24 protein-coding genes are annotated in these 22364 nt (G+C 60.6%); 13 read left to right on the forward strand and 11 right to left on the reverse strand.

The features are described 5' to 3' along the window. Window positions 1–14: 14 nt before the first annotated feature. Both thiS and LOY43_RS26810 read right to left on the reverse strand, forming a co-directional pair. Window positions 15–215, reverse strand: a complete 201-nt coding sequence (thiS, locus tag LOY43_RS26805) for a sulfur carrier protein ThiS (protein ID WP_167359915.1) — start codon at window positions 213–215, stop codon at window positions 15–17. 71 nt (window positions 216–286) lie between these two features. Further along, window positions 287–667 carry a DUF423 domain-containing protein gene (locus LOY43_RS26810; protein ID WP_095049454.1) on the reverse strand — a complete coding sequence of 127 codons (381 nt, stop codon included), beginning with the start codon at window positions 665–667 and terminating at the stop codon, window positions 287–289. Window positions 668–741: 74 nt separating this feature from the next. Here LOY43_RS26810 and mtgA point away from each other — a divergent pair, with 74 nt between their 5' ends. Continuing rightward, complete coding sequence (gene mtgA / locus LOY43_RS26815; RefSeq protein ID WP_258708941.1) at window positions 742–1464, forward strand: monofunctional biosynthetic peptidoglycan transglycosylase; 723 nt, start codon at window positions 742–744, stop codon at window positions 1462–1464. Between the two features lie 181 nt (window positions 1465–1645). Here mtgA and rpoH read toward each other — a convergent pair whose 3' ends face one another. From rpoH to ftsY, 4 genes are all read right to left on the reverse strand, one after another. Further along, a complete protein-coding gene (rpoH, locus tag LOY43_RS26820) occupies window positions 1646–2500 on the reverse strand; it encodes an RNA polymerase sigma factor RpoH (protein WP_003229146.1) in 855 nt (284 codons plus the stop codon). 114 nt (window positions 2501–2614) lie between these two features. Beyond that, on the reverse strand, window positions 2615–3640 hold the full coding sequence (gene ftsX / locus LOY43_RS26825) for a permease-like cell division protein FtsX (protein ID WP_095049452.1): 1026 nt from the start codon (window positions 3638–3640) through the stop codon (window positions 2615–2617). After that, complete coding sequence (ftsE, locus tag LOY43_RS26830; RefSeq protein WP_220557122.1) at window positions 3637–4308, reverse strand: cell division ATP-binding protein FtsE; 672 nt, start codon at window positions 4306–4308, stop codon at window positions 3637–3639. Before ftsE ends, ftsX begins: the two co-directional genes overlap by 4 nt. Next, window positions 4305–5804: a signal recognition particle-docking protein FtsY gene (gene ftsY, locus LOY43_RS26835; RefSeq protein ID WP_095049451.1), complete on the reverse strand. Its 1500-nt coding sequence runs from the start codon at window positions 5802–5804 to the stop codon at window positions 4305–4307. The genes ftsE and ftsY overlap by 4 nt, the downstream gene beginning before the upstream one ends. 344 nt (window positions 5805–6148) lie before the next feature. On the opposite strand from ftsY, the gene LOY43_RS26840 reads away from it, so the two are divergent. The 5 genes from LOY43_RS26840 to LOY43_RS26860 all read left to right on the forward strand — a co-directional run bounded on the left by LOY43_RS26840 (window position 6149) and on the right by LOY43_RS26860 (window position 11484). Then, the gene (locus tag LOY43_RS26840; protein ID WP_258708942.1) at window positions 6149–7504 is read left to right on the forward strand and encodes a pitrilysin family protein; all 1356 of its coding nucleotides are present in this window, start codon (window positions 6149–6151) and stop codon (window positions 7502–7504) included. Beyond that, the gene (locus tag LOY43_RS26845; protein WP_258708943.1) at window positions 7497–8984 is read left to right on the forward strand and encodes a pitrilysin family protein; all 1488 of its coding nucleotides are present in this window, start codon (window positions 7497–7499) and stop codon (window positions 8982–8984) included. The genes LOY43_RS26840 and LOY43_RS26845 overlap by 8 nt, the downstream gene beginning before the upstream one ends. After that, window positions 8984–9598, forward strand: coding sequence for a 16S rRNA (guanine(966)-N(2))-methyltransferase RsmD (gene rsmD, locus LOY43_RS26850; RefSeq protein WP_038358861.1), 615 nt, complete (start codon window positions 8984–8986; stop codon window positions 9596–9598). The genes LOY43_RS26845 and rsmD overlap by 1 nt, the downstream gene beginning before the upstream one ends. Before the next feature lie 63 nt (window positions 9599–9661). Continuing rightward, window positions 9662–10657, forward strand: coding sequence for a hydrolase (locus LOY43_RS26855; RefSeq protein ID WP_095049448.1), 996 nt, complete (start codon window positions 9662–9664; stop codon window positions 10655–10657). Beyond that, a complete protein-coding gene (locus LOY43_RS26860; protein WP_095049503.1) occupies window positions 10654–11484 on the forward strand; it encodes an AraC family transcriptional regulator in 831 nt (276 codons plus the stop codon). Before LOY43_RS26855 ends, LOY43_RS26860 begins: the two co-directional genes overlap by 4 nt. A 78-nt stretch (window positions 11485–11562) precedes the next feature. Here the strand turns inward: LOY43_RS26860 and LOY43_RS26865 are convergent, their stop codons facing one another. Both LOY43_RS26865 and LOY43_RS26870 read right to left on the reverse strand, forming a co-directional pair. Beyond that, a complete protein-coding gene (locus LOY43_RS26865) occupies window positions 11563–12417 on the reverse strand; it encodes a sulfurtransferase (RefSeq protein WP_258708944.1) in 855 nt (284 codons plus the stop codon). 32 nt (window positions 12418–12449) lie between these two features. Continuing rightward, window positions 12450–13121 (reverse strand): TetR/AcrR family transcriptional regulator, encoded by a 672-nt coding sequence (locus LOY43_RS26870; RefSeq protein ID WP_007913599.1) that lies wholly within the window; start codon window positions 13119–13121, stop codon window positions 12450–12452. Between the two features lie 146 nt (window positions 13122–13267). Here LOY43_RS26870 and LOY43_RS26875 point away from each other — a divergent pair, with 146 nt between their 5' ends. From LOY43_RS26875 to LOY43_RS26895, 5 genes are all read left to right on the forward strand, one after another. Next, window positions 13268–14698, forward strand: a complete 1431-nt coding sequence (locus LOY43_RS26875) for a coniferyl aldehyde dehydrogenase (protein ID WP_095125837.1) — start codon at window positions 13268–13270, stop codon at window positions 14696–14698. Window positions 14699–14727: 29 nt separating this feature from the next. Then, complete coding sequence (locus tag LOY43_RS26880) at window positions 14728–15273, forward strand: twin-arginine translocation pathway signal protein (protein WP_258708945.1); 546 nt, start codon at window positions 14728–14730, stop codon at window positions 15271–15273. 133 nt (window positions 15274–15406) lie between these two features. Continuing rightward, the gene (locus LOY43_RS26885) at window positions 15407–17002 is read left to right on the forward strand and encodes a GMC family oxidoreductase (RefSeq protein WP_258708946.1); all 1596 of its coding nucleotides are present in this window, start codon (window positions 15407–15409) and stop codon (window positions 17000–17002) included. 115 nt (window positions 17003–17117) lie between these two features. Beyond that, a complete protein-coding gene (gene coaD / locus LOY43_RS26890; protein ID WP_003229157.1) occupies window positions 17118–17597 on the forward strand; it encodes a pantetheine-phosphate adenylyltransferase in 480 nt (159 codons plus the stop codon). Window positions 17598–17744: 147 nt separating this feature from the next. Further along, window positions 17745–17996 carry a YfhL family 4Fe-4S dicluster ferredoxin gene (locus LOY43_RS26895; protein WP_003195146.1) on the forward strand — a complete coding sequence of 84 codons (252 nt, stop codon included), beginning with the start codon at window positions 17745–17747 and terminating at the stop codon, window positions 17994–17996. Window positions 17997–18138: 142 nt separating this feature from the next. Here LOY43_RS26895 and LOY43_RS26900 read toward each other — a convergent pair whose 3' ends face one another. The 3 genes from LOY43_RS26900 to LOY43_RS26910 form a co-directional block, all read right to left on the reverse strand. After that, window positions 18139–18462 carry a multidrug transporter gene (locus LOY43_RS26900; protein ID WP_095049443.1) on the reverse strand — a complete coding sequence of 108 codons (324 nt, stop codon included), beginning with the start codon at window positions 18460–18462 and terminating at the stop codon, window positions 18139–18141. Window positions 18463–18531: 69 nt separating this feature from the next. Then, window positions 18532–19344 (reverse strand): bifunctional DNA-formamidopyrimidine glycosylase/DNA-(apurinic or apyrimidinic site) lyase, encoded by an 813-nt coding sequence (gene mutM, locus LOY43_RS26905; RefSeq protein WP_095125836.1) that lies wholly within the window; start codon window positions 19342–19344, stop codon window positions 18532–18534. Window positions 19345–19356: 12 nt separating this feature from the next. Further along, window positions 19357–20169 (reverse strand): HDOD domain-containing protein, encoded by an 813-nt coding sequence (locus LOY43_RS26910; protein ID WP_175559546.1) that lies wholly within the window; start codon window positions 20167–20169, stop codon window positions 19357–19359. 228 nt (window positions 20170–20397) lie between these two features. Between LOY43_RS26910 and LOY43_RS26915 the strand changes: the two genes are divergently transcribed. Next, window positions 20398–20937 (forward strand): type 1 glutamine amidotransferase domain-containing protein, encoded by a 540-nt coding sequence (locus LOY43_RS26915; RefSeq protein WP_095049442.1) that lies wholly within the window; start codon window positions 20398–20400, stop codon window positions 20935–20937. Window positions 20938–21117: 180 nt separating this feature from the next. Further along, complete coding sequence (locus LOY43_RS26920) at window positions 21118–22314, forward strand: class I SAM-dependent rRNA methyltransferase (protein WP_093429813.1); 1197 nt, start codon at window positions 21118–21120, stop codon at window positions 22312–22314. The last annotated feature ends 50 nt before the right edge of the window (window positions 22315–22364 follow it).

Here is a 22364-nt window from a genome sequence, read left to right on the forward strand (position 1 = left end):
TGCGGGGCGGGCGATCAGCCGCCGCCGATGGCGTGCACCACTTCAACGTTGTCGCCGTCGTTGAGCGTGGTGTCGGCATGCTGGCTGCGCGGGACGATATCCAGATTGAGTTCGACTGCCACCCGGCGTCCGGTCAGTTCCAGACGGGTGATCAGGCCCGCAACGGTTTCACCGTCGGGCAGTTCAAGGGATTCACCGTTCAACTGAATGCGCATGCGTAACGCCGCCATCATTTTTAGGGGCTGGCATTCTAGCCCGATCATGACCTAAAGGTCAGCACCAAGCGTCAAGCGGTTGGTTGCAAGCGCCAGGCGGCGAGGCCCAGGCATAGCCAGCCAATCAGGAACGCCAGGCCACCAAACGGGGTGATGATGCCGAGCTTGCTGATGCCGGTGGTGGTCAGCACGTACAGGCTGCCGGAGAACAGCAGGATGCCAATGGTGAATGACACGCCGGCCCAAGTGACCAGTCGACCCTGAATCTGTGTGGCCAGCAGCGCCACACCAAACAGCGCCAAGGTGTGCACCAATTGATAGGTGACGCCGGTATGGAAGATCGCCAGATACTCGGGTGTCAGACGGTTTTTCAGGCCATGGGCGGCGAATGCACCCAAGGCGACCCCGGTGAAACCGAAAAAAGCGGCCAGCATCAAAAAGCCACGCAGCATTGGGAACTCCAGTCAGACGCGATCGGCAGGGTCTGTATAATGGCCCGCTCCACCGGTTCGGCCAAGCCATCTCTATGCTGCGTACTATTTTCCGTCGTCTCACGAAGGCCCTGCTCTGGTTCGCCGGCGGCAGCGTCTTGCTGGTGCTGGTGTTTCGCTTCGTGCCGCCGCCGGGTACGGCGTTGATGGTCGAACGCAAGATCGAGTCCTGGGTCGACGGTGAGCCAATTGACCTGCAACGCACGTGGAAGCCGTGGGACGAGATCTCCGACGACCTCAAAGTCGCGGTCATGGCCGGTGAGGATCAGAAGTTTCCCGAGCATTGGGGTTTTGATTTCAGTGCGATCCAGGCTGCATTGGCCCACAACGAGCTTGGCGGCTCGATTCGCGGCGCCAGCACTTTGAGCCAGCAGGTGTCGAAAAACCTGTTTCTGTGGGCCGGTCGCAGCTATCTGCGTAAAGGCCTGGAGGCGTGGTTTACTGCGCTGATCGAGGTGTTCTGGCCCAAGCAGCGGATTCTTGAGGTGTATCTCAACAGCGTCGAGTGGGATGACGGGGTGTTTGGCGCCGAAGCCGCAGCCCGCCATCACTTTGGTGTGAGCGCGAAGTCGTTGTCACGGCAGCAGGCGAGTTATCTGGCGGCTGTTCTGCCCAATCCGCGTGTCTGGAGTGCCAGCCATCCGACCGCTTATGTCTCGCGGCGGGCCGGGTGGATTCGGCAGCAGATGAGTCAGTTGGGTGGGGATAATTATCTGTTGGGGCTCAACGATTCGCGCCGGGCACCGTGGTCGCGATAACACCGAGGATCTAAATGTAGGAGTGAGCCTGCTCGCGATAGCGGTACATCAGTGACGGCAATGCTGACTGTCACACCGCTATCGCGAGCAGGCTCACTCCTACATTGGTTTTGTGTGAAGCCAGAAATGAAAACGCCCCGATCATCGCTGATCGGGGCGTTTTTTATTGCCTGCTCGCCGGTTATGCGGCGATCGACAACTTGAGCTTGTTCATCGCGCTCTTCTCGAGTTGACGGATCCGCTCGGCCGACACGTTGTACTTCTGCGCCAGATCATGCAGCGTGGCTTTCTCTTCTGCCAGCCAGCGCTGGTAGAGGATGTCGCGGCTACGTTCGTCCAGCACTTCCAGCGCTTCGTGCAGGTTGTGGTTGGAGTTGTCGCTCCAATCGGCATCTTCCAGTTGACGCGCCGGGTCGTACCGGTGGTCTTCCAGGTAGTTGGCCGGCGATTGAAAAGCGCTGTCATCGTCGGCTTCAGCAGCCGGGTCGAAGGCCATGTCGTGGCCGGTCAGGCGACTTTCCATCTCGCGCACTTCACGCGGTTCAACGCCGAGGCTTTCCGCCACACGGTGGACTTCCTCGTTGTTCAGCCACGCCAGACGTTTCTTCTGGCTGCGCAGGTTGAAGAACAGCTTGCGCTGGGCCTTGGTGGTCGCGACTTTCACAATGCGCCAGTTGCGCAGGATGAACTCGTGAATTTCCGCCTTGATCCAGTGCACAGCGAACGACACCAGACGCACACCCATTTCCGGGTTGAAGCGCTTCACGGCCTTCATCAGGCCGACGTTACCTTCCTGGATCAGGTCAGCCTGAGCCAGACCGTAGCCGGAATAACTACGGGCGATATGTACAACAAAACGCAGGTGGGCGAGCACCATCTGCCGAGCCGCCCCCAAATCCTGCTCATAGTAGAGACTCTCGGCCAGTTCACGCTCCTGCTCCGGCGTCAGCAATGGAATGCTGTTGACGGTGTGCACGTAGGCTTCCAGGTTCGCACCCGGAACCAACGCATACGCAGGTTGCAAAGAATTGGTCATGCGAAAAAACCTCCCACTTACATACTCGTGCTTCTCAGCACTGCGAAAAATTGACCGGGAACTCAAATACAAGTTCCCAAAAAACCGCGAGGTCAATCACGCGCAAAAAAGATTCTACTTCGGCGCCAGCTCCCTGAGATGGCGTGCGACTGCAATCCATGCACCGATATAACCCAACAGCACCGCGCCAAGCAAGAGCGACAGACCGTCGGCAACTGGCACTCCGGCCAGAGCGAAATCACTGCCGTACAAACCGGCCAGCCCAACCACCGCATCGTTCAGCCAGTTCAGGCCGAACGCCAAGACGCCCCAGGACAATAGCCCCGCACCGAAGCCATACAACGCCCCCATATAAAGGAAAGGGCGACGCACATAACTGTCAGTGCCGCCGACGAGTTTAATCACTTCTATCTCGGTGCGGCGGTTTTCAATATGAAGACGAATGGTATTGCCTATCACCAAAAGTAATGCAGAAACCAAAAGCACCGTCAGACCGAAGACAAAACGATCGCCAAGCTTGAGGATGGCGGCCAGACGCTCGACCCAGACTAGATCAAGTTGCGCCTGTTGTACCTTGGGCAATTCGGAAAGTTTTTGTCTTAATGCTTCCAGCGTCGGCTTGTCGACCTCATTCGGGGTGACCAGCACCACGCCCGGCAACGGGTTCTCCGGCAGCTCGCGTAGGGCTTCACCCAACCCGGATTGCTGCTGAAACTCTTCCAGCGCCTGATCGCGGCCGACATATTCAGCATCCGCTACGCCGGGCATGCCTTTGATCTGCTCGCGCAACGACTCGCCCTGCTGCGGACTGGCGTCGAGTTGCAGATACAGCGAAATCTGCGCTGCACGCTGCCACGAACCGCCAAGACGCTCGACGTTGTTGAGCAACAGGGACAAGCCCATTGGCAGACTCAGCGCGACCGCCATCACCATGCAGGTGAAGAAGCTGCCGATCGGCTGCTTGCCGAGACGACGCAGGCTGTCGAGCAGACTGGCGCGATGGCTTTCGACCCAGGCACGGAACAGTGTGGCGAAGTCCGGGCCATCGTCTTCGTCGTGTTTTTTCTTCTTCGGTGGTTGCGGATCGGCGGCTTTCGGCGCCACACGTTCGGAAACCTTCGGACTGCGTGTCGCACTCATTCTCCGGCCTCCCCGTCGCCGATCAATCGGCCGCGTTGCAGGGTCAGCATGCGGTGACGCATGCGCGCGATCAGCGCCAGGTCGTGACTGGCGATCAGCACACTGGTGCCCAGACGATTGATGTCTTCGAACACGCCCATGATTTCAGCCGCCAGACGCGGGTCGAGGTTACCGGTGGGTTCGTCCGCCAGCAGCAAGGCCGGACGGTGCACGATGGCGCGAGCAATGCCGACACGCTGTTGCTGACCGGTGGACAGGTCGCCCGGATACAGATCGGTTTTATCCGACAGCGCCACGCGCTCCAGCGCCGAATCGACACGCTTGGCGATTTCGACCTTGGACAAGCCAAGAATCTGCAGCGGCAAGGCGACGTTGTTGAACACCGTGCGATCAAACAGCAACTGGTGGTTCTGGAACACCACGCCGATCTGCCGACGCAGGAACGGAATCTGCGCGTTGCTGATGGTGCTCAGGTCTTGCCCAGCCAGCAGCAGTTTGCCGCTGGTCGGACGCTCCATCGCCAGCAACAGGCGCAACAACGTGGATTTACCGGCGCCGGAGTGACCGGTGACAAACAAGAACTCGCCACGACGGACTCGAAAGCTCAGCTCATGCAAGCCGACGTGACCGTTCGGGTAGCGTTTACCGACCTGTTCGAAACGAATCATGAACGCTCCCGCTCGGCAAACAGTGCCTGGACAAAGGGTTCGGCTTCAAAAGTGCGTAAGTCGTCGATGCCTTCACCGACGCCGATGTAGCGGATCGGCAAGCCGAACTGCTTGGCCAGGGCGAAAATCACGCCGCCCTTGGCAGTGCCGTCGAGCTTGGTCAGCGCCAGACCGGTCAGTTCGACGGTCTGGTTGAATTGCTTGGCCTGGTTGATCGCGTTCTGGCCAGTACCGGCGTCGAGCACCAGCAGCACTTCGTGCGGCGCGTCGGCGTCGAGCTTGCCAATGACGCGGCGAACCTTTTTCAGTTCTTCCATCAGGTTGTCTTTGGTGTGCAGACGACCGGCGGTGTCGGCGATCAATACGTCAATGCCACGGGCCTTGGCAGCCTGCACGGCGTCGAAAATCACCGAGGCCGAGTCGGCGCCGGTGTGCTGGGCGATGACCGGAATCTTGTTGCGCTCGCCCCAGACCTGCAATTGCTCCACGGCAGCGGCGCGGAAGGTGTCACCGGCGGCGAGCATGACTTTCTTGCCTTCCAGTTGCAGCTTCTTCGCCAGTTTGCCGATGGTGGTGGTCTTGCCGGCGCCGTTGACGCCAACCACCAGAATCACGAACGGCTTGTTCTGCGAAACGATTTTCAGCGGTTGTTCGACCGGCTTGAGCATCGCTGCCAGTTCGGCCTGCAGGGATTTGTACAGCGCGTCGGCGTCGGCCAGCTCTTTGCGGGCGACCTTCTGGGTCAGGCGCTGGATGATCTGCGTGGTAGCTTCGACGCCGACGTCAGCGGTGAGCAGACGGGTTTCGAGGTCATCGAGCAGGTCGTCATCAATGGTTTTGCGGCCGAGGAACAAGCTGGCCATGCCCTCGCCGATGCTGGCGCTGGTTTTCGACAGGCCTTGTTTGAGACGGGCGAAGAAACCGGCTTTGGTTTCTTCGGTGCGCGGGGCTTCGACTGGGGACTCGGTAACCACTTCAACCGGCACAACTGGCGCAGCGACGACCGGTGCAGGTGCAGGCTGTTGAACGACCGGAGCAACAAACGCCGGCGCAACAGGCTCAGCAACAACCGGCGCAGGCTCGACAACCGGCTCAACCACAGGCGCCCGAGCCACTTCGGGCACCAACGCAGCAGGCGCTGGAATTTCCGGGGTGATGTGTGGCGCAGCTTCTTCAACCAACGCCACCGGCTCTTCCGCCACCGGCAAGGTCAGCCACGGTTCAGCTGCAGGAGTCAGCGGTAGTTCAGCCGCCACAGGCGCTTCAGGCTCTGGCTCAGGCTCAACCGGTTGCAACACCGGCTCGGCAATCGGCAGCACAATCGGTGCCGGCTCTTCTTCTATGACTGGAGCCGGCGCCGGCGCAGGCGCTGGCTCAGGAATCACCGGCGGCTGTTCGACGACGGGTTCCTGCGGTTTCTTACGCAGCCATCCGAACAGGCTTTTCTTCTCGCCAGCCGCAGCTGGGGTCTTCTTGTCGTCGTTGGAACCAAACATGGAGGACGGCTATCTCACGGTAGCGACGCGCCATAAGGGCGCCCCGGCAAATAAATATTCGATGCAGAACAGACTGTGTTTCATCCAGCTTGTTCACGCGCAACATTTTGTCGAGGCGCCAGCGGCACCTCAAAGAATCGTATAAACGAAGGACTAAACCGGCAAATTCGGCGAAAAAGCGAAGTTTAGTCGATAAACTGTAGCTTTCTGCCGCAAACCCATTCAGCCAGATCAGGTCTGAAAACCTGATAGGCGTGGTCGCCGGTAAAACGGATCAGTATCCTAGCACCCTCTCGCCCGCCGACGCTAAGACCAAGCGGGCAGCCCAACAGGTTAAAAAACGAATGAATGCTCTAGCCCGCCGCGCTGCAGGCCTGCTGCTCAGCACAGTCTGCCTGCCCCTTTCGGCCCTGGCGGCCGACCCGCAACCGACCCACGAATTCACCCTCGACAACGGCCTCAAGGTCGTCGTGCGCGAAGACCATCGCGCACCGGTGGTGGTGTCGCAGGTCTGGTACAAGGTCGGCTCCAGCTACGAAACCCCGGGCCAGACCGGTCTGTCCCACGCGCTTGAGCACATGATGTTCAAGGGCAGTGAAAAAGTCGGTCCCGGCGAAGCCTCGCTGATCCTGCGTGACCTCGGCGCCGAAGAGAACGCCTTCACCAGCGACGATTTCACCGCTTATTACCAGGTACTGGCCCGCGACCGTCTGGGCGTCGCCTTCGAACTGGAAGCCGACCGCATGGCCAATCTGCGCCTGCCGGCCGACGAGTTCGCCAAGGAGATCGAAGTCATCAAGGAAGAGCGCCGCTTGCGCACCGATGACAAGCCGATGTCCAAGGCCTACGAGCGCTACAAGGCCATGGCTTACCCGGCCAGCGGCTACCACACGCCAACCATTGGCTGGATGGCCGACCTCGACCGCATGAAGGTTGAAGAGCTGCGCCACTGGTACCAATCCTGGTACGTGCCGAACAACGCCACACTCGTCGTAGTCGGCGACGTGACCCCGGACGAAGTGAAAACCCTCGCCCAACGCTACTTCGGCCCAATCGCCAAACGCGACGTGCCGCCCGCGAAAAAACCGCTGGAGCTGGCCGAACCCGGCGAACGCCAGATCACCCTGCACGTGCAGACGCAATTGCCTAGCATGATGCTCGGTTTCAACGTACCAAGCATTGCCACGGCTGAAGACAAACGCTCGGTCAACGCCTTGCGCCTGATCTCGGCGTTGCTCGACGGCGGTTACAGCGGGCGCATCCCGACGCAACTGGAGCGCGGCGAAGAGCTGGTCTCCGGCGGTTCGTCGAGCTACGACGCCTATACCCGTGGCGACAGTCTGTTCACCCTGTCGGCAACCCCGAACACCCAGAAGAAAAAGACTATCGCGCAAGCCGAGGCCGGTCTGTGGAAACTGCTGGAACAGCTGAAAACCACCGCGCCGTCCGCTGAAGAACTGGAGCGCGTGCGAGCACAAGTGATTGCCGGTCTGGTCTTCGAACGTGACTCGATCACCAGTCAGGCCACCGCCATCGGTCAACTCGAGACCGTCGGTCTGTCGTGGAAACTGATGGACACCGAACTGGCCGATCTGGAAAGCGTGACCCCGCAAGACATTCAGAACGCCGCCAAGCTGTATTTCACCCGCGAACGTCTCAGCGTCGCCCACGTCCTGCCACTGGAGACGACTCATGAGTAAGCGCAAATCCCCACGCCTGCTACTCGGCCTGATTGCCGTGGCGGTGATCGGCTCTGCCGCGCTCTACCTGTCGCCTGGCGCTGACAGCAATGCCAGCGAAGCCCTCGACAACGCCAAGACCAGCCAGAAGCTGCAATCACTGACCGAACTCGACGGCAAGGCCCCGGCCAGCCGCAAACTCGACGTGCAAACCTGGAACACCGCCGAAGGCGCCAAAGTATTGTTCGTCGAAGCCCATGAGCTGCCGATGTTCGACATGCGCCTGATCTTCGCCGCTGGCAGCAGCCAGGACGGCAGCGCTTCGGGCTTGGCAGTGCTGACCAACGCCATGCTCAACGAAGGTGTCGCCGGCAAAGACGTCGGCGCCATCGCGCAAGGCTTCGAAGGCCTCGGTGCGGATTTCGGCAACGGTGCTTTCAAGGACATGGCGCTGGCTTCTCTACGCAGCTTGAGTGCCACCGACAAGCGTGAACCGGCGCTGAAGCTGTTTTCGGAAGTGGTTGGCAAACCGACCTTCCCGGCCGATTCGTTCGCACGCATCAAGAACCAGCTGCTCGCCGGTTTCGAATACCAGAAACAGAACCCCGGCAAACTCGCCAGCCTTGAGCTGATGAAGCGCTTGTACGGCGATCACCCGTACGCGCATTCGAGTGACGGTAACCCGCAGAGCGTGCCGAAGATCACCCTCGCGCAGTTGCGTGAGTTCCACGCCAAGGCCTACGCCGCTGGCAACGTGGTGATCGCGCTGGTCGGCGACCTGTCGCGGGCGGATGCCGAGGCGATTGCCAATCAGGTCTCTTCTGCCCTGCCCAAAGGCCCGGCGCTGGCGAAAATCGCTCAGCCGCAGGAACCGAAGGCCAGCATCAACCACATCGAATTCCCGTCGAAGCAGACCAACCTGATGCTCGCGCAACTGGGCATCGACCGTGATGACCCGGATTACGCGGCGCTGTCGATGGGCAACCAGATCCTCGGTGGCGGCGGTTTCGGCACACGCCTGATGAGCGAAGTGCGTGAAAAACGTGGCCTGACTTACGGCGTATATTCGGGTTTCAGCCCGATGCAGGCTCGTGGCCCGTTCATGATCAATCTGCAGACTCGCGCGGAAATGAGCGAAGGCACCCTGAAACTGGTGCAGGACGTGCTTGCCGATTACCTGAAAACCGGGCCGACGCAGAAGGAACTCGACGACGCCAAACGCGAACTGGCCGGCAGTTTCCCGCTGTCCACCGCGAGCAACGCCGATATCGTCGGCCAACTCGGCGCGATGGGCTTCTATAATCTGCCGCTGAGCTATCTGGACGACTTCATGCGTCAGTCGCAAAGCCTGACCGTGGAACAAGTCCGCGACGCCCTGAACAAACACCTGAGCACGGACAAAATGGTCATCGTCACCGCTGGCCCGACCGTGCCGCAAAAGCCGTTACCGGCCCCATCTGATAAACCTGCCGAGCAACCGCTCGGGGTTCCGGAGCACTAATGGCTACCCGATCGCCTAAAAAACCTGCGCAAAACGTCCATAACGGTGTGAACCAGTTGCGCATCATTGGCGGCCAATGGCGCAGCCGCAAGCTGAGCTTCCCCGACGCACCGGGCCTGCGCCCGACGCCGGATCGCGTGCGTGAAACCTTGTTCAACTGGCTCGCACCGTACGTTGAAGGGGCCAAGGTGCTTGATCCGTTCGCCGGCAGTGGCGCGCTGTTTCTCGAAGCGCTGTCCCGTGGCGCGGCCATGGGTCAGGCGCTGGATGCCAGCAACATTGCCGTGTCCAGCCTGAAAGAACACCTCGGCACCCTGCGCTGCACCAACGGCCAGGTACAGACCGCCGACGCCCTGCGTTATCTGGAAACCCAGACCGCAACTCCGTTCGATCTGGTATTCCTCGACCCGCCGTTCAACCAGAACCTGCTGCCTGCCGTCTGCACCTTGCTCGAAGAGCGCCAGTGGCTGGCGCCGGACTCGTGGATCTACACTGAAAGCGAAACGGCGCCATCGACGCTGGGCCTGCCGGGCAACTGGCGCCTGCATCGCGAGCAGAAATCCGGCCGGGTTTACTACGCGCTGTGGCAACGTACGGCAGAGATCGCCGGTTAACCGACCGGTCTGAATAAGCGGCGCCCCTTCCAACAGGGTCGCCGCTCTGCATCGAGAACCATCGTGTCCACCTCTTCAGAACGCTTCAACCCCGCCTTCGGCCTCGGCAATCCGCACCTGCAAACCTTGTGGGGGCCGCTGTGGCGCAAAACCGTACATATCGAGCGTGAACGCGAACGCCTGTGGCTTGAGGATGGCGACTTTCTCGATCTCGACTGGCACGGCCCGCACACCGCCGATGCACCACTGGTGCTGGTATTGCACGGTCTGACCGGGTCCTCCAATTCGCCTTATGTAGCGGGCATCCAGAAGTCACTGGCTGATCAAGGCTGGGCCAGTGTTGCGTTGAACTGGCGCGGCTGCTCTGGCGAACCGAATTTGCTGCCGCGCAGCTATCACTCCGGCGCCAGCGAAGACCTCGCCGAAACCATCAGACATCTGCGCGCCAAACGACCGCTGGCACCGCTGTATGCCGTCGGCTACTCCCTGGGCGGCAACGTGCTGCTCAAACACCTCGGGGAAACCGGCAGCGCCAGCGGCGTGCTCGGCGCCGTAGCGGTATCAGTGCCGTTTCGCCTCGATCAATGCGCCGACCGCATCGGCCAGGGATTTTCCAAGGTCTATCAGGCGCACTTCATGCGCGAGATGGTCGCCTACATCAAGAACAAGCAGCGGCAGTTTCAACACGACGGGCGTGAAGAAGGACTCGCCGCGCTGGCCGCCCTCGGCTCGCTGGAAAACATGCGCACCTTTTGGGATTTCGATGGCCGGGTAACCGCGCCGTTGCACGGGTTCGAGGATGCCGAGGATTACTATCGTCGCGCCTCAAGCCGCTATTTCCTCGGCGAGATCCGCACGCAGACCCTGATCATTCAGGCGGCGGACGATCCGTTCGTGTTCCCCCACAGTTTGCCGCAGGTCAATGAGCTGTCGCCGTCGACCGCTTTCGAACTGCAGGCGCGTGGTGGGCATGTCGGCTTTGTCGACGGCTCGCTGCGTCAGCCCGGCTACTATCTGGAACGACGCATCCCGCAGTGGCTGGCGCGCGTGCCCGCATGAGCGATCAGGGCGAGTCGATCCGCTTCTGGCAAACCGCGCCGCTGGCCGGGGTCGAGTTGCTGTCGGCGCGCTACATCGAGCATCGCTTCGCCCCGCATGTGCATGACGGCTATGTGATCGGCATGATCATGGCCGGCGCCCAGCGTTATCGCTATCGCGGCGCCGAGCACCTGGCGGGCAGCGGCACGCTGGTACTGATCAATCCGGACGAGCTGCACACCGGGCACAAGGGCACCGAGGACGGCTGGCTGTACCGGGCGTTTTATCCCGATACCGCGCAAATCGTTTCGCTGCTGGATGAGCTGGAGCTGTCCACCAGCAACCTGCCGGCGTTCGGCGCCACGTTGTATCGCGATGCGGATCTGGTCAACGGCTTTGCGCAGTTGCACCGCTTGCTCGAAAGCCCGACCACCGCGTTGCAACAGCAGACGGTGTGGCGCGAGATGATGTTGCGGCTGTTGCAGCGCCATGCGGCAGTGCCGGTGCCCGGTCGAGCGGGTAAAGAACACCGCGCGGTGCGGTTGGGCAAAGAACTGCTGCACGCGCAACTGGCGGCGCCGCCATCGCTGGAAGAGCTCGCAGCGGCGGTGAATCTGTCGCCCTTCCATTTCGCCCGAGTATTCCGTCGCGCCACCGGCATGCCGCCGCACACATGGCTGATGCAGCAACGCATCGCCCAGGCTCGCGCACTTCTGCAACACGGCTGCTTGCCGGTGGAAGTCGCCACGCAACTGGGATTTGCCGATCAGAGCCATTTGAGCCGGCAGTTCAAGCAGGCTTATGGTGTCGGGCCCGCCGCTTACCGTAGCGCCCGGATGGAAAGCTAAAAGATCGCAGCCTTCGGCAGCTCCTACAGGGAAATGCATTCCAATGTAGGAGCTGCCGAAGGCTGCGATCTTTTGATCTTATTCGCCGGTGGCGATGCCGCGAGCCGGTTCGTTGATCCACTCACTCCACGACCCGGCGTACAACGCCGCCAACGGATAACCCGCCAGACACAACGCAAACAGGTTGTGACACGCCGTCACGCCGGATCCGCAATACGCAACCAGATCCGCTGGCGAACGCTCACCGATCTTGGCGGCAAAACGCTGCTTGAGTTGATCCGCCGGCAGGAATCGCCCATCGCTGCCGAGGTTGTCGGTGAACACCGCGCATTGCGCACCGGGAATATGCCCGGCAACCGGATCAATCGGCTCGACCTCACCTTTGAAACGCGGCAAAGCCCGGGCATCGATCAACGTCAGCGCCGGTTGACCAAGCCGCTGTTGCAGTTGCTCGGCGCTGAGCAGCAGGCGGGTGTCCGGCTGGCCAATGAAATTGCCACGGGTATCCGTCGGCGCATCCAGGCTCAGCGGCAGCCCCGCCGCATGCCACGCCTTGAGCCCACCATCGAGAATGAACACGCCATCGCGCTTACCCAGCCACGCCAGCAACCACCAGGCCCGCGCCGCGTAGGCACCGGGACCGTCGTCGTACAAAACCACGTCGCTGTCGTTGTTGATGCCCCAAGCCTGCAGCCGCTCAATAAACGCCGCCGGCTCGGGCAACGGGTGACGGCCAGTCACGCCTTTGACCACTTTACCGCTGAGGTCACGCTCAAGATCGGCAAAGCTCGCCCCGGCAATGTGCCCCTCGGCATAGCTGCGCTGACCGTAGACCGAGTCTTCGAGGGCAAAACGACAATCGAGAATCACCAGCCCTGGCTGCCCCTTGCGGGCATCCAGTGCTTCGGGGCTGATCAGTTGCGCAATCGGCATAACAGGCTCCTGGGGGATTTCAACAGAACGGTTTATTTCACGTCTTCGAGGGCCTGGGCCAGCGGCACGTAGAACTCCTCGAACAACGCATTGACCTCGTCACGCGCCTGCTCGGTGACAAACCCGGCTTCCAGCACCAGCACCTGATACACGCCACGTTTAATGGCTTGCTCACTGAGGTGGTTGGAGTTTTCGCGGGTGGTGCACAGGAAGCGCACCCAGGACGTCAGGATGATCCAGGCATTGAGGGTCAGGGATTCGATCTGCACGCGATCCATATCAAGGATCCCGGCGGCAACAAAACCTTCGTAAATCGCCGCGCCTTGAATCACGCAGCGCTGGGAAAAGCGCCGATAGCGGGCGGCCAGTTCCGGATCGCTGTCGAGCAGATGCTCCAGATCGCGGTGCAGAAAGCGGTAGCGCCACATCGCCGAGAGCAATTCCTTGAGATAGAAACGCTTGTCCTCGACCGTCGCCGCGCGCCCCTGCGGCGGGCGCAGAAAGCTGTCCACGAGGCTTTCGTACTCACTGAACAACACGGCGATGATCGCCTGCTTGTTGGGGAAGTGGTAGTACAGGTTGCCCGGAGAAATCTCCATGTGGGCGGCAATATGATTGGTGCTGATGCTGCGCTCGCCCTGCTGATTGAACAGTTCAAGGCTGTTCAGCACGATACGCTCGCTGGTTTTTATTCGTGGGGCCATGGCTTGAGCTTTAATTCAGAGTGCGTTGGGGAGCATCTTACGACCTAACCGGAAATGGATAAAACACTGCCGTGCAAGGAAGTCATTTGACTTTCTAGAGCATAGACTCTAAAAAGTTCATCACTACAATAAATCCGGAGCAGACCATGACTGCCGACGTTGCTTACCTGCAAACGCTGCAACAACCGCTGGCCGAACTGGACCGGTTGTTCGAGGCGCAGCGGGCTGCGTATGCCGCCACTCCGATGCCGCCCGCCGCCCAGCGCCAGCAATGGCTCAAGGCCCTGAGTGATTTGCTCAGCAACGAGCGTAAGGCCTTGATCGAGGCGATCAGCTCCGATTTCAGCCATCGCAGTGCCGACGAAACCTTACTCGCCGAACTGATGCCGAGCCTGCACGGCATTCATTACGCCAGCCGCCACCTCAAGGGCTGGATGAAAGCCTCGCGGCGCAAGGTTGGTGTGGCGTTCCAGCCGGCCTCGGCGAAAGTGGTCTATCAACCATTGGGCGTGGTCGGCGTCATCGTGCCGTGGAACTACCCGTTGTATCTGGCCGTCGGCCCACTGGTCGGCGCCTTGGCGGCGGGTAACCGGGTGATGCTCAAACTCAGTGAATCAACCCCAGCCACCGGCTTGCTGATGAAAGAGTTGCTGGCGCGAATTTTCCCCGAAGACCTGGTCTGCGTGGTGCTCGGTGAAGCCGACATCGGCGTGGCGTTTTCCCGTTTGCGCTTCGATCACTTGCTGTTCACCGGCGCCACCAGCATCGGCAAACACGTGATGCGCGCCGCCGCCGAAAACCTCACCCCGGTGACACTGGAACTGGGCGGCAAATCGCCGGCCATCGTCTCCCGCGACGTACCGCTCAAGGATGCCGCCGAGCGCATCGCCTTCGGCAAAACCCTCAACGCCGGCCAGACCTGCGTTGCCCCGGATTACGTGCTGGTGCCGGAAGACCGGGTCGGTGCTTTTGTCGAAGCCTATCGCCAGGCGGTGCAGGGTTTTTACCCGACACTCACCGACAATCCGGACTACACGGCGATCATCAACGAACGCCAACTGGCGCGGCTCAACGGCTATGTAAGCGACGCCACCAGCAAGGGCGCGCTGTTGATTCCGCTGTTCGAGCAGGGCCAGGGCCGACGCATGCCGCACAGTGTGCTGCTGAATGTCAGCGATGAGATGACGGTGATGCAGGACGAAATCTTCGGCCCGCTGCTGCCGATCGTGCCGTATCAGGATCTGGAGCAGGCATTTGCTTACATCAATCAGCGGCCACGTCCTCTGGCTCTTTACTACTTTGGCTACGACAAACGCGAACAGAACCGTGTGCTGCACGAAACCCATTCCGGCGGCGTGTGCCTGAACGACACGCTGCTGCATGTGGCTCAGGACGATATGCCGTTCGGCGGCATCGGCGCTTCCGGCATGGGCCACTACCACGGTCACGAAGGCTTCCTGACCTTCAGCAAAGCCAAAGGCGTGTTGATTAAACAGCGCTTCAACGCGGCCAGGCTAATTTATCCGCCCTACGGCAAATCGATTCAGAAACTGATCCAGAAGCTGTTCATTCGCTAAACCTTCGTCACCGCCGGGTAATAAAAATAATGCACCCAAGCCTGACCGAAACACCTGCACTGTCGCGCCGTGGCCTGCTGAAATTCAGCCTCGGCGCCACGGTGTTTCTCGCCACCGCCGGACTCGGCGCCAGCCTCAGCGGCTGTTCGTCGAGCGTCGCGGCCAACGGTTTTGTGTCGTTGCGTGACGGCGACCTGCTTTTTCTGCGCGCGCTGATTCCGGTGATGCTCGACGGCGCCGTGGCAACCGAGAGGATGCCGAGCGCGGTTGATGGCACGCTCAAGTCGCTGGACTACAGCCTCGATCACCTGTCGCCAGAAATGCTCAAGCTCACCCGGCAACTGTTCGACGTCCTCGGCATGGCGGTGACGCGCGGGCCACTCACCGGGATCTGGGGCAGTTGGGAAAATGCCAGTCCCGAAGCGATGCGGCATTTTCTTGATCGTTGGGAGAACAGCTCGTTAAGCCTGCTGCGCATGGGGCATAGCTCGTTGCAGCAGATGGTGATGATGGCTTGGTATACCCGCGCAGAATCGTGGGCGCATTGCGGTTATCCCGGCCCGCCTACCGTTTGAGGTCCGCGTCGCGCCCTTCGCGAGCAGGTTCGCTCCCACAGGGAAATGCATTTCAAATGTGAGAGCGAGCCTGCTCGCGAAGAGGTCGGCCGCCACACCGCCGCATCCAAAAAAAATAAAGAGAACCTGATCGATGCCCGTACCCGACCCGTTCCGCGAAGGCCTCGCCCGAGGCTGGAAAACCTACAACGGCGCACAGCTGAGCGACGACCTCACCCTTGAAGCCGACGTCGCTATCATCGGCAGCGGCGCCGGTGGCGGCACCACGGCAGAAATCCTCAGCGCCGCCGGCTACAAAGTGTTGCTGATCGAAGAAGGCCCGCTGAAAACCAGCTCCGACTTCAAAATGCTCGAAGACAAGGCCTACAGCAGCCTTTATCAGGAAGGCATCGGGCGCATGAGCAAGGACGGCGCGATCACCATTCTTCAGGGCCGCGCTGTCGGCGGCACAACGCTGATCAACTGGACCTCGAGCTTTCGCACCCCAGAGCCGACCCTCGAGCACTGGGCCAAGGAACACAACGTCAAAGGTCACAGCCCTGCCGAGATGGCGCCGTGGTTCGAGAAAATGGAGCAGCGCCTCGGCGTCGCCCCGTGGATGGTGCCACCCAACGCCAACAACGACGTGATCCGTAAAGGCTGCGAGCAACTTGGCTATAGCTGGCACGTGATCCCACGTAACGTGCGCGGCTGCTGGAACCTCGGCTATTGCGGCATGGGCTGTCCGACCAATGCCAAACAATCGATGATGGTTACGACCATTCCGGCGACATTGGAAATGGGCGGCGAACTGCTTTATCTGGCCCGCGCGGAGAAGCTGCTGATCAACGGCGACAAGGTCACTGGCCTGCAATGCGTGGCGATGGACGAACGTTGCGTCGCGCCGACCGGACGCAAAATCACGGTCAAGGCGCGGCATTACGTGCTGGCCGGCGGCGGCATCAACAGCCCGGCGCTGCTGCTGCGTTCGGATGCTGCGGACCCACATAAAACCCTGGGAAAACGTACCTTCCTGCACCCGGTGAACATGTCCGCAGCGCGCTTCGACGAAGTCATCAACCCGTTTTACGGGGCACCGCAGTCGATCTACTCCGACCATTTCCAGTGGAAGGACGGCACCAGCGGGCCGATGGCCTTCAAACTCGAAGTGCCGCCGTTGCACCCGGCCTTGGCTGCCACCTTGCTCGGCGGTTTTGGCGCAGAGAGCGCGCAACATATGGCAGACCTGCCGCACACCCACGCCATGCTGGCCTTGCTGCGTGACGGTTTTCACCCGGACAGCACGGGCGGCACCGTCGAGTTGCGTGGCGATGGTTCGCCGGTGCTCGACTATCAGGTTTCACCTTACGCCTGGGAAGGCCTGCGCCGGGCCTTTCACGTCATGGCCGAAATCCAGTTTGCCGGCGGTGCAAATGCGGTGATGCCGATGCACGCCGACGCCCGTTACGTGAAAACCCTGGCCGAGGCCCGCACGCTGATCGATGGTTTGAGCCTTGAGCTGTACCGCACGCGTCTGGGCAGCGCGCATGTCATGGGCGGTTGCGCGATGGGCGAAGAGCCGAAAAGCGCAGTCACCGACAGTCTCGGCCGGCATCATCAACTGGCTAATCTGTCGATTCACGACGGCTCGCTGTTCCCTACCAGCATCGGCGCCAACCCGCAGCTATCGGTGTATGGCCTGACCGCGCAACTGGCGACTTCCCTCGCCGATCGGCTGAGAAATCCGTGAAAAAACCAATTAATTGCCTCGTCTATAGTGCTTTCTTACCCAACAGGCGACTTGGCCGACCGGGACGGCTGCGATACCATCCGACTCCCCAACGGACTCCCGCCAGGACGACGCGATGAACCGAGTGTTGTACCCAGGTACCTTCGACCCTATTACCAAGGGCCATGGCGATCTGGTCGAACGCGCCTCGCGCCTGTTCGACCACGTGATTATTGCAGTCGCTGCCAGCCCGAAGAAAAACCCGCTGTTCCCGCTGGAACAACGGGTAGAACTGGCTCGCGAAGTCACCAAACACCTGCCGAACGTGGAAGTGGTCGGTTTCTCGACACTGCTGGCGCATTTCGCCAAAGAGCAGAACGCCAACGTGTTCCTGCGCGGTCTGCGTGCGGTGTCGGACTTCGAATACGAATTCCAGCTGGCCAACATGAACCGTCAGTTGGCCCCGGATGTGGAGAGCCTGTTTCTCACGCCGTCCGAGCGTTATTCGTTCATTTCCTCGACGCTCGTGCGGGAAATTGCCGCGCTGGGCGGCGATATCAGCAAGTTCGTCCACCCGGCCGTGGCTGATGCGTTGACCCTACGCTTCAAGAAGTAGGAGCTGCCGAAGGCTGTGATCTTTTGCTTTTAAAAGATTGCAGTCTCGTGCCCTTGATCGCAGCCGCGTGCACTGCGCTCGCCAATGCGGCACAATTGCGCGCATTGATTTATAGCGCCCGGGCCTGCCGCCCCGGCTGGAGTTAGCATGTCCCTGATCATCACCGACGATTGCATCAACTGCGACGTCTGCGAACCCGAGTGCCCGAACGCCGCCATCTCCCAAGGCGAAGAGATCTACGTGATCGACCCGAACCTGTGCACCCAGTGCGTCGGCCACTACGACGAACCACAATGCCAGCAGGTCTGTCCGGTGGATTGCATTCCGCTGGACGAGGCGCATCCGGAGACTGAAGAACAGTTGATGGAGAAATACCGCAAGATTACCGGCAAGGCCTGATTCGATAGTTTTATAGCGATCTTTCGGGCCTCTTCGCGAGCAGGCTCGCTCCCACATTGGATTTGCGTCGCTCACAAATCCCCTGTGGGAGCGAGCCTGCTCGCGAAAGGGCCATTAGCTGCTCCGCAAATCCCTGATCAGCTTACTCGCGCTGCTCAAAACCCTCCCCGATACACCCCAGGCACCGCACAAAAGCGGCTTTAGCCGGATCAACTACCAGCGCCTGCCCGGCATCGCCCACCCCGCCGCCCAGTGCGGTAAACGGCAACGACACGACGAACGCCCCCGCACCGATCACCGTCGCCACCACCAATAAAGGTCGGGCAATCAGCAAGTCGCCGATCATCGCGTAGGCCGGTGGATTCTGGATGGTGTAACGCGGATCGCCGCTGCCGTTTTCCGTGGCCTGAACCGCCAGACTGGAACACAGCAGCAGCGTAATAACGAGGGTTTGCAAGGATTTCATGGCACGATCCTTCGGGCTAAACAGTGAGACCACTCACTATAGACCGTAGGACTTTTTCAGCCTGTTGCCTCAGGTCTGGCAGCGCGGGCAGAACACACTGGCACGCTGGCCGAGCTTCACCTCACGCAAACCGGTACCGCAGACCTTGCAGTGTTCACCGCCACGGCCGTAGACAAACAGTTCCTGCTGGAAATACCCCGGTTGGCCGTCGCCGCCAATGAAATCGCGCAGCGTCGTACCTCCGCGCTCGATGGCAGCGGCCAGAATGCGTTTGATCTCGATCGCCAGCTTCAGATAGCGCCCCCGGGAAATGCCTCCGGCCTCGCGGCGCGGATCGATCCCGGCGGCGAACAGCGCTTCGGTCGCGTAGATATTGCCGACCCCGACCACCACCGCGTTGTCCATGATGAACGGTTTGACCGCCATCGAACGTCCCCGCGACAGCTGAAACAAACGCTCGCCATCGAACAGATCAGTCAGCGGCTCCGGGCCGAGGCGAATCAGCAGTTCGTGATTGAGTGGATCATTGCTCCACAACATCGCGCCGAACCGTCGCGGGTCGGTGTAACGCAGCGCCAGCCCTGACTCCAGCTCGATGTCGACGTGTTCGTGTTTGAGCGCCGGCAAACCGGCTTCGACCAGACGCAAATTGCCCGACATGCCCAAATGGCTGATCAACGTACCGACCTCGGCGTTGATCAGCAGGTACTTGGCGCGGCGCTCGACCAGCACGATGCGCTGCCCCGACAGGCGCACATCGAGGTCTTCGGGGATCGGCCAGCGCAACCTCCGATCGCGAACAATCACCCGACTGACACGTTGGCCTTCCAGGTGCGGGGCAATCCCGCGACGGGTGGTTTCGACTTCTGGCAGTTCAGGCATAGCGTCCTCGAATCAATGCGCGCCGAGGTCGCGGATCGTTTGTTTGAGGGTTTCGAAGTCGTAATCCGACAGTCCTACGTAATCGAGTACCAACGGCCCGACGGCGTTCCATTCGGAATCTTCTGTCTGGTTGCCCAGCACGCGGTAAGACGCACAAATGTGCTCGGCCATCTTCAGGATCGCCAGCAGGTTTTTCAGCTGACTGTTGCGCGACGACTCATCGCTGAAGATCGCCAGGGCATTGTGGTGGTTGGCGATCGCCGCGCTGACATGCTCCGGCAGGCGCCAGGACTTGGCGGTGTAGTAGCCGACCACTGCATGGTTGGTATTGAACTCGCTGTTTTCCGTGTCCACTACGCGACATTCGGCGCTAGCGTTGGCGTAAGCCTTTTCCAGAACCGTCATGTAATTGGGGAACCGTTGCAGCATCAACGGCACGCCGCAATCGTGGAACAGACCCAAGGCATACGCCTCATCGCCGGCCTGAGTGCCGATACGCTTGGCCAGCGTCAGGCACGTCATCGCCACGTCCTGGGCGGTGTCCCAGAAACGGTTGAGCGTAACGATGGTGTCGTCGTTCATCTCGCCTTTGATCGACTGCGCGTTGATCAGGTTGATGATCGAGCGGCTGCCCAACAGATTCACCGCGCGTTGAATCGAGGTGATCTTGTTGCTCAGACCGTAATACGGCGAGTTGACGATTTTCAGCAGCGAGCCGGACAGACCGGGATCCTGAGCGATCAGCTTGGCGATCACCTCCAGGTCCGGGTCGGGCATGTACTGCTCCATTTGCAGATCCACCATGATCTGCGGTTGCGCCGGCACGCTGATGCCTTGCAGCGATTGTTGAATCTGTTCGGTGGTCAGCTCTTGGGACATAAGTACACACTCTGGGACAGGCGGCGATTCTAACCTCTAAAAACCGCGAGACGACACACCAGTGGGCAATTGTCAGGAACTTTCATTAACGCCCAGGCTTCGGAATCTGTAATGCCCAACGGGTCACACCGGCCCATTGCGGCGGCAAACTCCCACAGACTCAGGAGCTTATCGATGGCCACTTCCCTCAACGGCAAACGCGTCGCCATTTTGGTAACAGACGGTTTCGAACAGGTCGAACTGACCGGTCCCAAGCAGGCACTGGAGCAAGCCGGCGCGCAAGTCGACATCCTTTCCGCCGAGGCCGGCAAGGTCAGAGGCTGGAACCACGATAAACCGGCGGATGACTTCAAGGTCGACCAGACCTTCCAGGGCGCCAGCAGCGAGCAGTACGACGCGATCGTCCTGCCGGGCGGCGTACAGAACTCCGATACCATCCGCATCGATCAGGATGCCCAGCATCTGGTCAAGACCGGCGCCTCTGCCGGCAAACCGATTGCGGTGATCTGCCATGGCGGATGGCTGCTGATTTCCGCCGGGCTGGTCAACGGCAAGACCATGACCAGCTACAAGACACTCAAGGATGACCTGGTGAATGCCGGGGCCAACTGGGTCGATAAAGAAGTGGTCAAGGATGGTCACCTGATCAGCAGCCGTCAGCCGGATGATATTCCGGCGTTCAGCAAGGAGTTGATCAACGCACTGTCTGCGTAGCATTCACAACTGCCTTCGCAAGCAAGTCGAATCGTCGCTCCCACATTGATCTTGTGTCAGTCACAAATCCCCTGTGGGAGCGGGCCTGCTCGCGAAGAGGCCATCAGCGTTTCATCGCTCATCAAACCCGGCACAAGTCGCAACACGCTATACTCCCGCTCTTTTTTCCGGAGCGACGTCATGTCCCTGCCTAGCTTGCGCCTCAAAGCCAACGCCGACCGTCGCCTGCGCGCCGGTCACCTGTGGGTCTACAGCAACGAAATCGATGTAGCCGCCACCCCGCTGCACGGCTTCAATGCCGGCGACCAGGCCATCCTCGAAGCCGCTGGCGGCAAGCCGTTGGGCATCGTGGCGATGAGCCCGAACAACCTGATCTGCGCCCGCCTGCTGTCGCGCGATATTAAAGTTGCGCTGGACAAATCGCTGCTGGTGCACCGTCTGAACGTGGCCCTGTCACTGCGCGAGCGCCTGTTCGACAAACCGTTCTACCGTCTGGTCTACGGCGACTCCGACCTGTTGCCAGGCCTGGTCGTTGACCGTTTCGGTGACATTCTTGTGGTGCAGATCGCCTCGGCGACCATGGAAGCGCACAAAGATGACGTGATCGCGGCCCTGACCCAAGTGCTCAAGCCAAGCGGCATCCTGTTCAAGAACGACTCCGCAGCCCGTGATGCCGAAGGCCTCAACCGCTACGTCGAAACCGTGTTCGGCCTGGTGCCGGAGTGGGTGGCGCTGGAAGAGAACGGCGTGAAGTTCGAAGCCCCGGTCATTCAGGGTCAGAAAACCGGCTGGTTCTACGACCACCGCATGAACCGTGCACGCCTGGCCCCTTACGCCAAAGGCAAACGCGTCCTCGACCTCTATAGCTACATCGGTGGCTGGGGCGTGCAGGCTGCTGCGTTCGGCGCCAGCGAAGTGTTCTGCGTCGACGCCTCGGCTTTCGCCCTCGACGGCGTTGAGCGCAATGCCGCGCTGAATGGTTTCGCCGACAAGATGACCTGCATCGAAGGCGACGTCTTCGAAGCCTTGAAAGAGCTGAAAGCCAGCGAAGAGCGCTTCGACGTGATCGTGGCCGACCCGCCAGCGTTCATCAAACGCAAGAAAGACATGAAAAACGGCGAAGGCGCCTACCGTCGCCTGAACGAGCAAGCCATGCGCCTGCTCAACAAGGACGGCATCCTGGTCAGCGCGTCGTGCTCGATGCACCTGCCGGAAGATGACCTGCAGAACATCCTGCTGACCAGCGCCCGTCACCTGGATCGCAACATCCAGTTGCTCGAGCGGGGCGGCCAGGGTCCGGATCACCCGGTGCACCCTGCCATCGCCGAAACGCGCTACATCAAGAGCATCACCTGCCGCCTGCTGCCCAACAGCTGATTTTTTGCGGATAACGGGGAGCCAGCAGGCTCCCCGTTTTGGTTTCTGGC

It is taken from the genome of Pseudomonas sp. B21-041, from assembly GCF_024748675.1.
In the GTDB taxonomy this organism is placed as follows: domain Bacteria; phylum Pseudomonadota; class Gammaproteobacteria; order Pseudomonadales; family Pseudomonadaceae; genus Aquipseudomonas; species Aquipseudomonas neuropathica.

What these genes read in the sequence shown, in the direction of transcription:
- rsmD (WP_038358861.1), top strand. Translation starts at nt 8,984, where the DNA reads ATGGCTACCCGATCGCCTAAAAAACCTGCGCAAAACGTCCATAACGGT.
- coaD (WP_003229157.1), top strand. Translation starts at nt 17,118, where the DNA reads ATGAACCGAGTGTTGTACCCAGGTACCTTCGACCCTATTACCAAGGGC.
- ftsE (WP_220557122.1), bottom strand. Translation starts at nt 4,308, where the DNA reads ATGATTCGTTTCGAACAGGTCGGTAAACGCTACCCGAACGGTCACGTC.
- LOY43_RS26880 (WP_258708945.1), top strand. Translation starts at nt 14,728, where the DNA reads ATGCACCCAAGCCTGACCGAAACACCTGCACTGTCGCGCCGTGGCCTG.
- mutM (WP_095125836.1), bottom strand. Translation starts at nt 19,344, where the DNA reads ATGCCTGAACTGCCAGAAGTCGAAACCACCCGTCGCGGGATTGCCCCG.
- rpoH (WP_003229146.1), bottom strand. Translation starts at nt 2,500, where the DNA reads ATGACCAATTCTTTGCAACCTGCGTATGCGTTGGTTCCGGGTGCGAAC.
- LOY43_RS26845 (WP_258708943.1), top strand. Translation starts at nt 7,497, where the DNA reads ATGAGTAAGCGCAAATCCCCACGCCTGCTACTCGGCCTGATTGCCGTG.
- mtgA (WP_258708941.1), top strand. Translation starts at nt 742, where the DNA reads ATGCTGCGTACTATTTTCCGTCGTCTCACGAAGGCCCTGCTCTGGTTC.
- LOY43_RS26870 (WP_007913599.1), bottom strand. Translation starts at nt 13,121, where the DNA reads ATGGCCCCACGAATAAAAACCAGCGAGCGTATCGTGCTGAACAGCCTT.
- LOY43_RS26860 (WP_095049503.1), top strand. Translation starts at nt 10,654, where the DNA reads ATGAGCGATCAGGGCGAGTCGATCCGCTTCTGGCAAACCGCGCCGCTG.
- LOY43_RS26895 (WP_003195146.1), top strand. Translation starts at nt 17,745, where the DNA reads ATGTCCCTGATCATCACCGACGATTGCATCAACTGCGACGTCTGCGAA.
- LOY43_RS26840 (WP_258708942.1), top strand. Translation starts at nt 6,149, where the DNA reads ATGAATGCTCTAGCCCGCCGCGCTGCAGGCCTGCTGCTCAGCACAGTC.
- LOY43_RS26810 (WP_095049454.1), bottom strand. Translation starts at nt 667, where the DNA reads ATGCTGCGTGGCTTTTTGATGCTGGCCGCTTTTTTCGGTTTCACCGGG.
- thiS (WP_167359915.1), bottom strand. Translation starts at nt 215, where the DNA reads ATGCGCATTCAGTTGAACGGTGAATCCCTTGAACTGCCCGACGGTGAA.
- LOY43_RS26900 (WP_095049443.1), bottom strand. Translation starts at nt 18,462, where the DNA reads ATGAAATCCTTGCAAACCCTCGTTATTACGCTGCTGCTGTGTTCCAGT.
- LOY43_RS26915 (WP_095049442.1), top strand. Translation starts at nt 20,398, where the DNA reads ATGGCCACTTCCCTCAACGGCAAACGCGTCGCCATTTTGGTAACAGAC.
- LOY43_RS26875 (WP_095125837.1), top strand. Translation starts at nt 13,268, where the DNA reads ATGACTGCCGACGTTGCTTACCTGCAAACGCTGCAACAACCGCTGGCC.
- ftsX (WP_095049452.1), bottom strand. Translation starts at nt 3,640, where the DNA reads ATGAGTGCGACACGCAGTCCGAAGGTTTCCGAACGTGTGGCGCCGAAA.
- ftsY (WP_095049451.1), bottom strand. Translation starts at nt 5,804, where the DNA reads ATGTTTGGTTCCAACGACGACAAGAAGACCCCAGCTGCGGCTGGCGAG.
- LOY43_RS26885 (WP_258708946.1), top strand. Translation starts at nt 15,407, where the DNA reads ATGCCCGTACCCGACCCGTTCCGCGAAGGCCTCGCCCGAGGCTGGAAA.
- LOY43_RS26865 (WP_258708944.1), bottom strand. Translation starts at nt 12,417, where the DNA reads ATGCCGATTGCGCAACTGATCAGCCCCGAAGCACTGGATGCCCGCAAG.
- LOY43_RS26920 (WP_093429813.1), top strand. Translation starts at nt 21,118, where the DNA reads ATGTCCCTGCCTAGCTTGCGCCTCAAAGCCAACGCCGACCGTCGCCTG.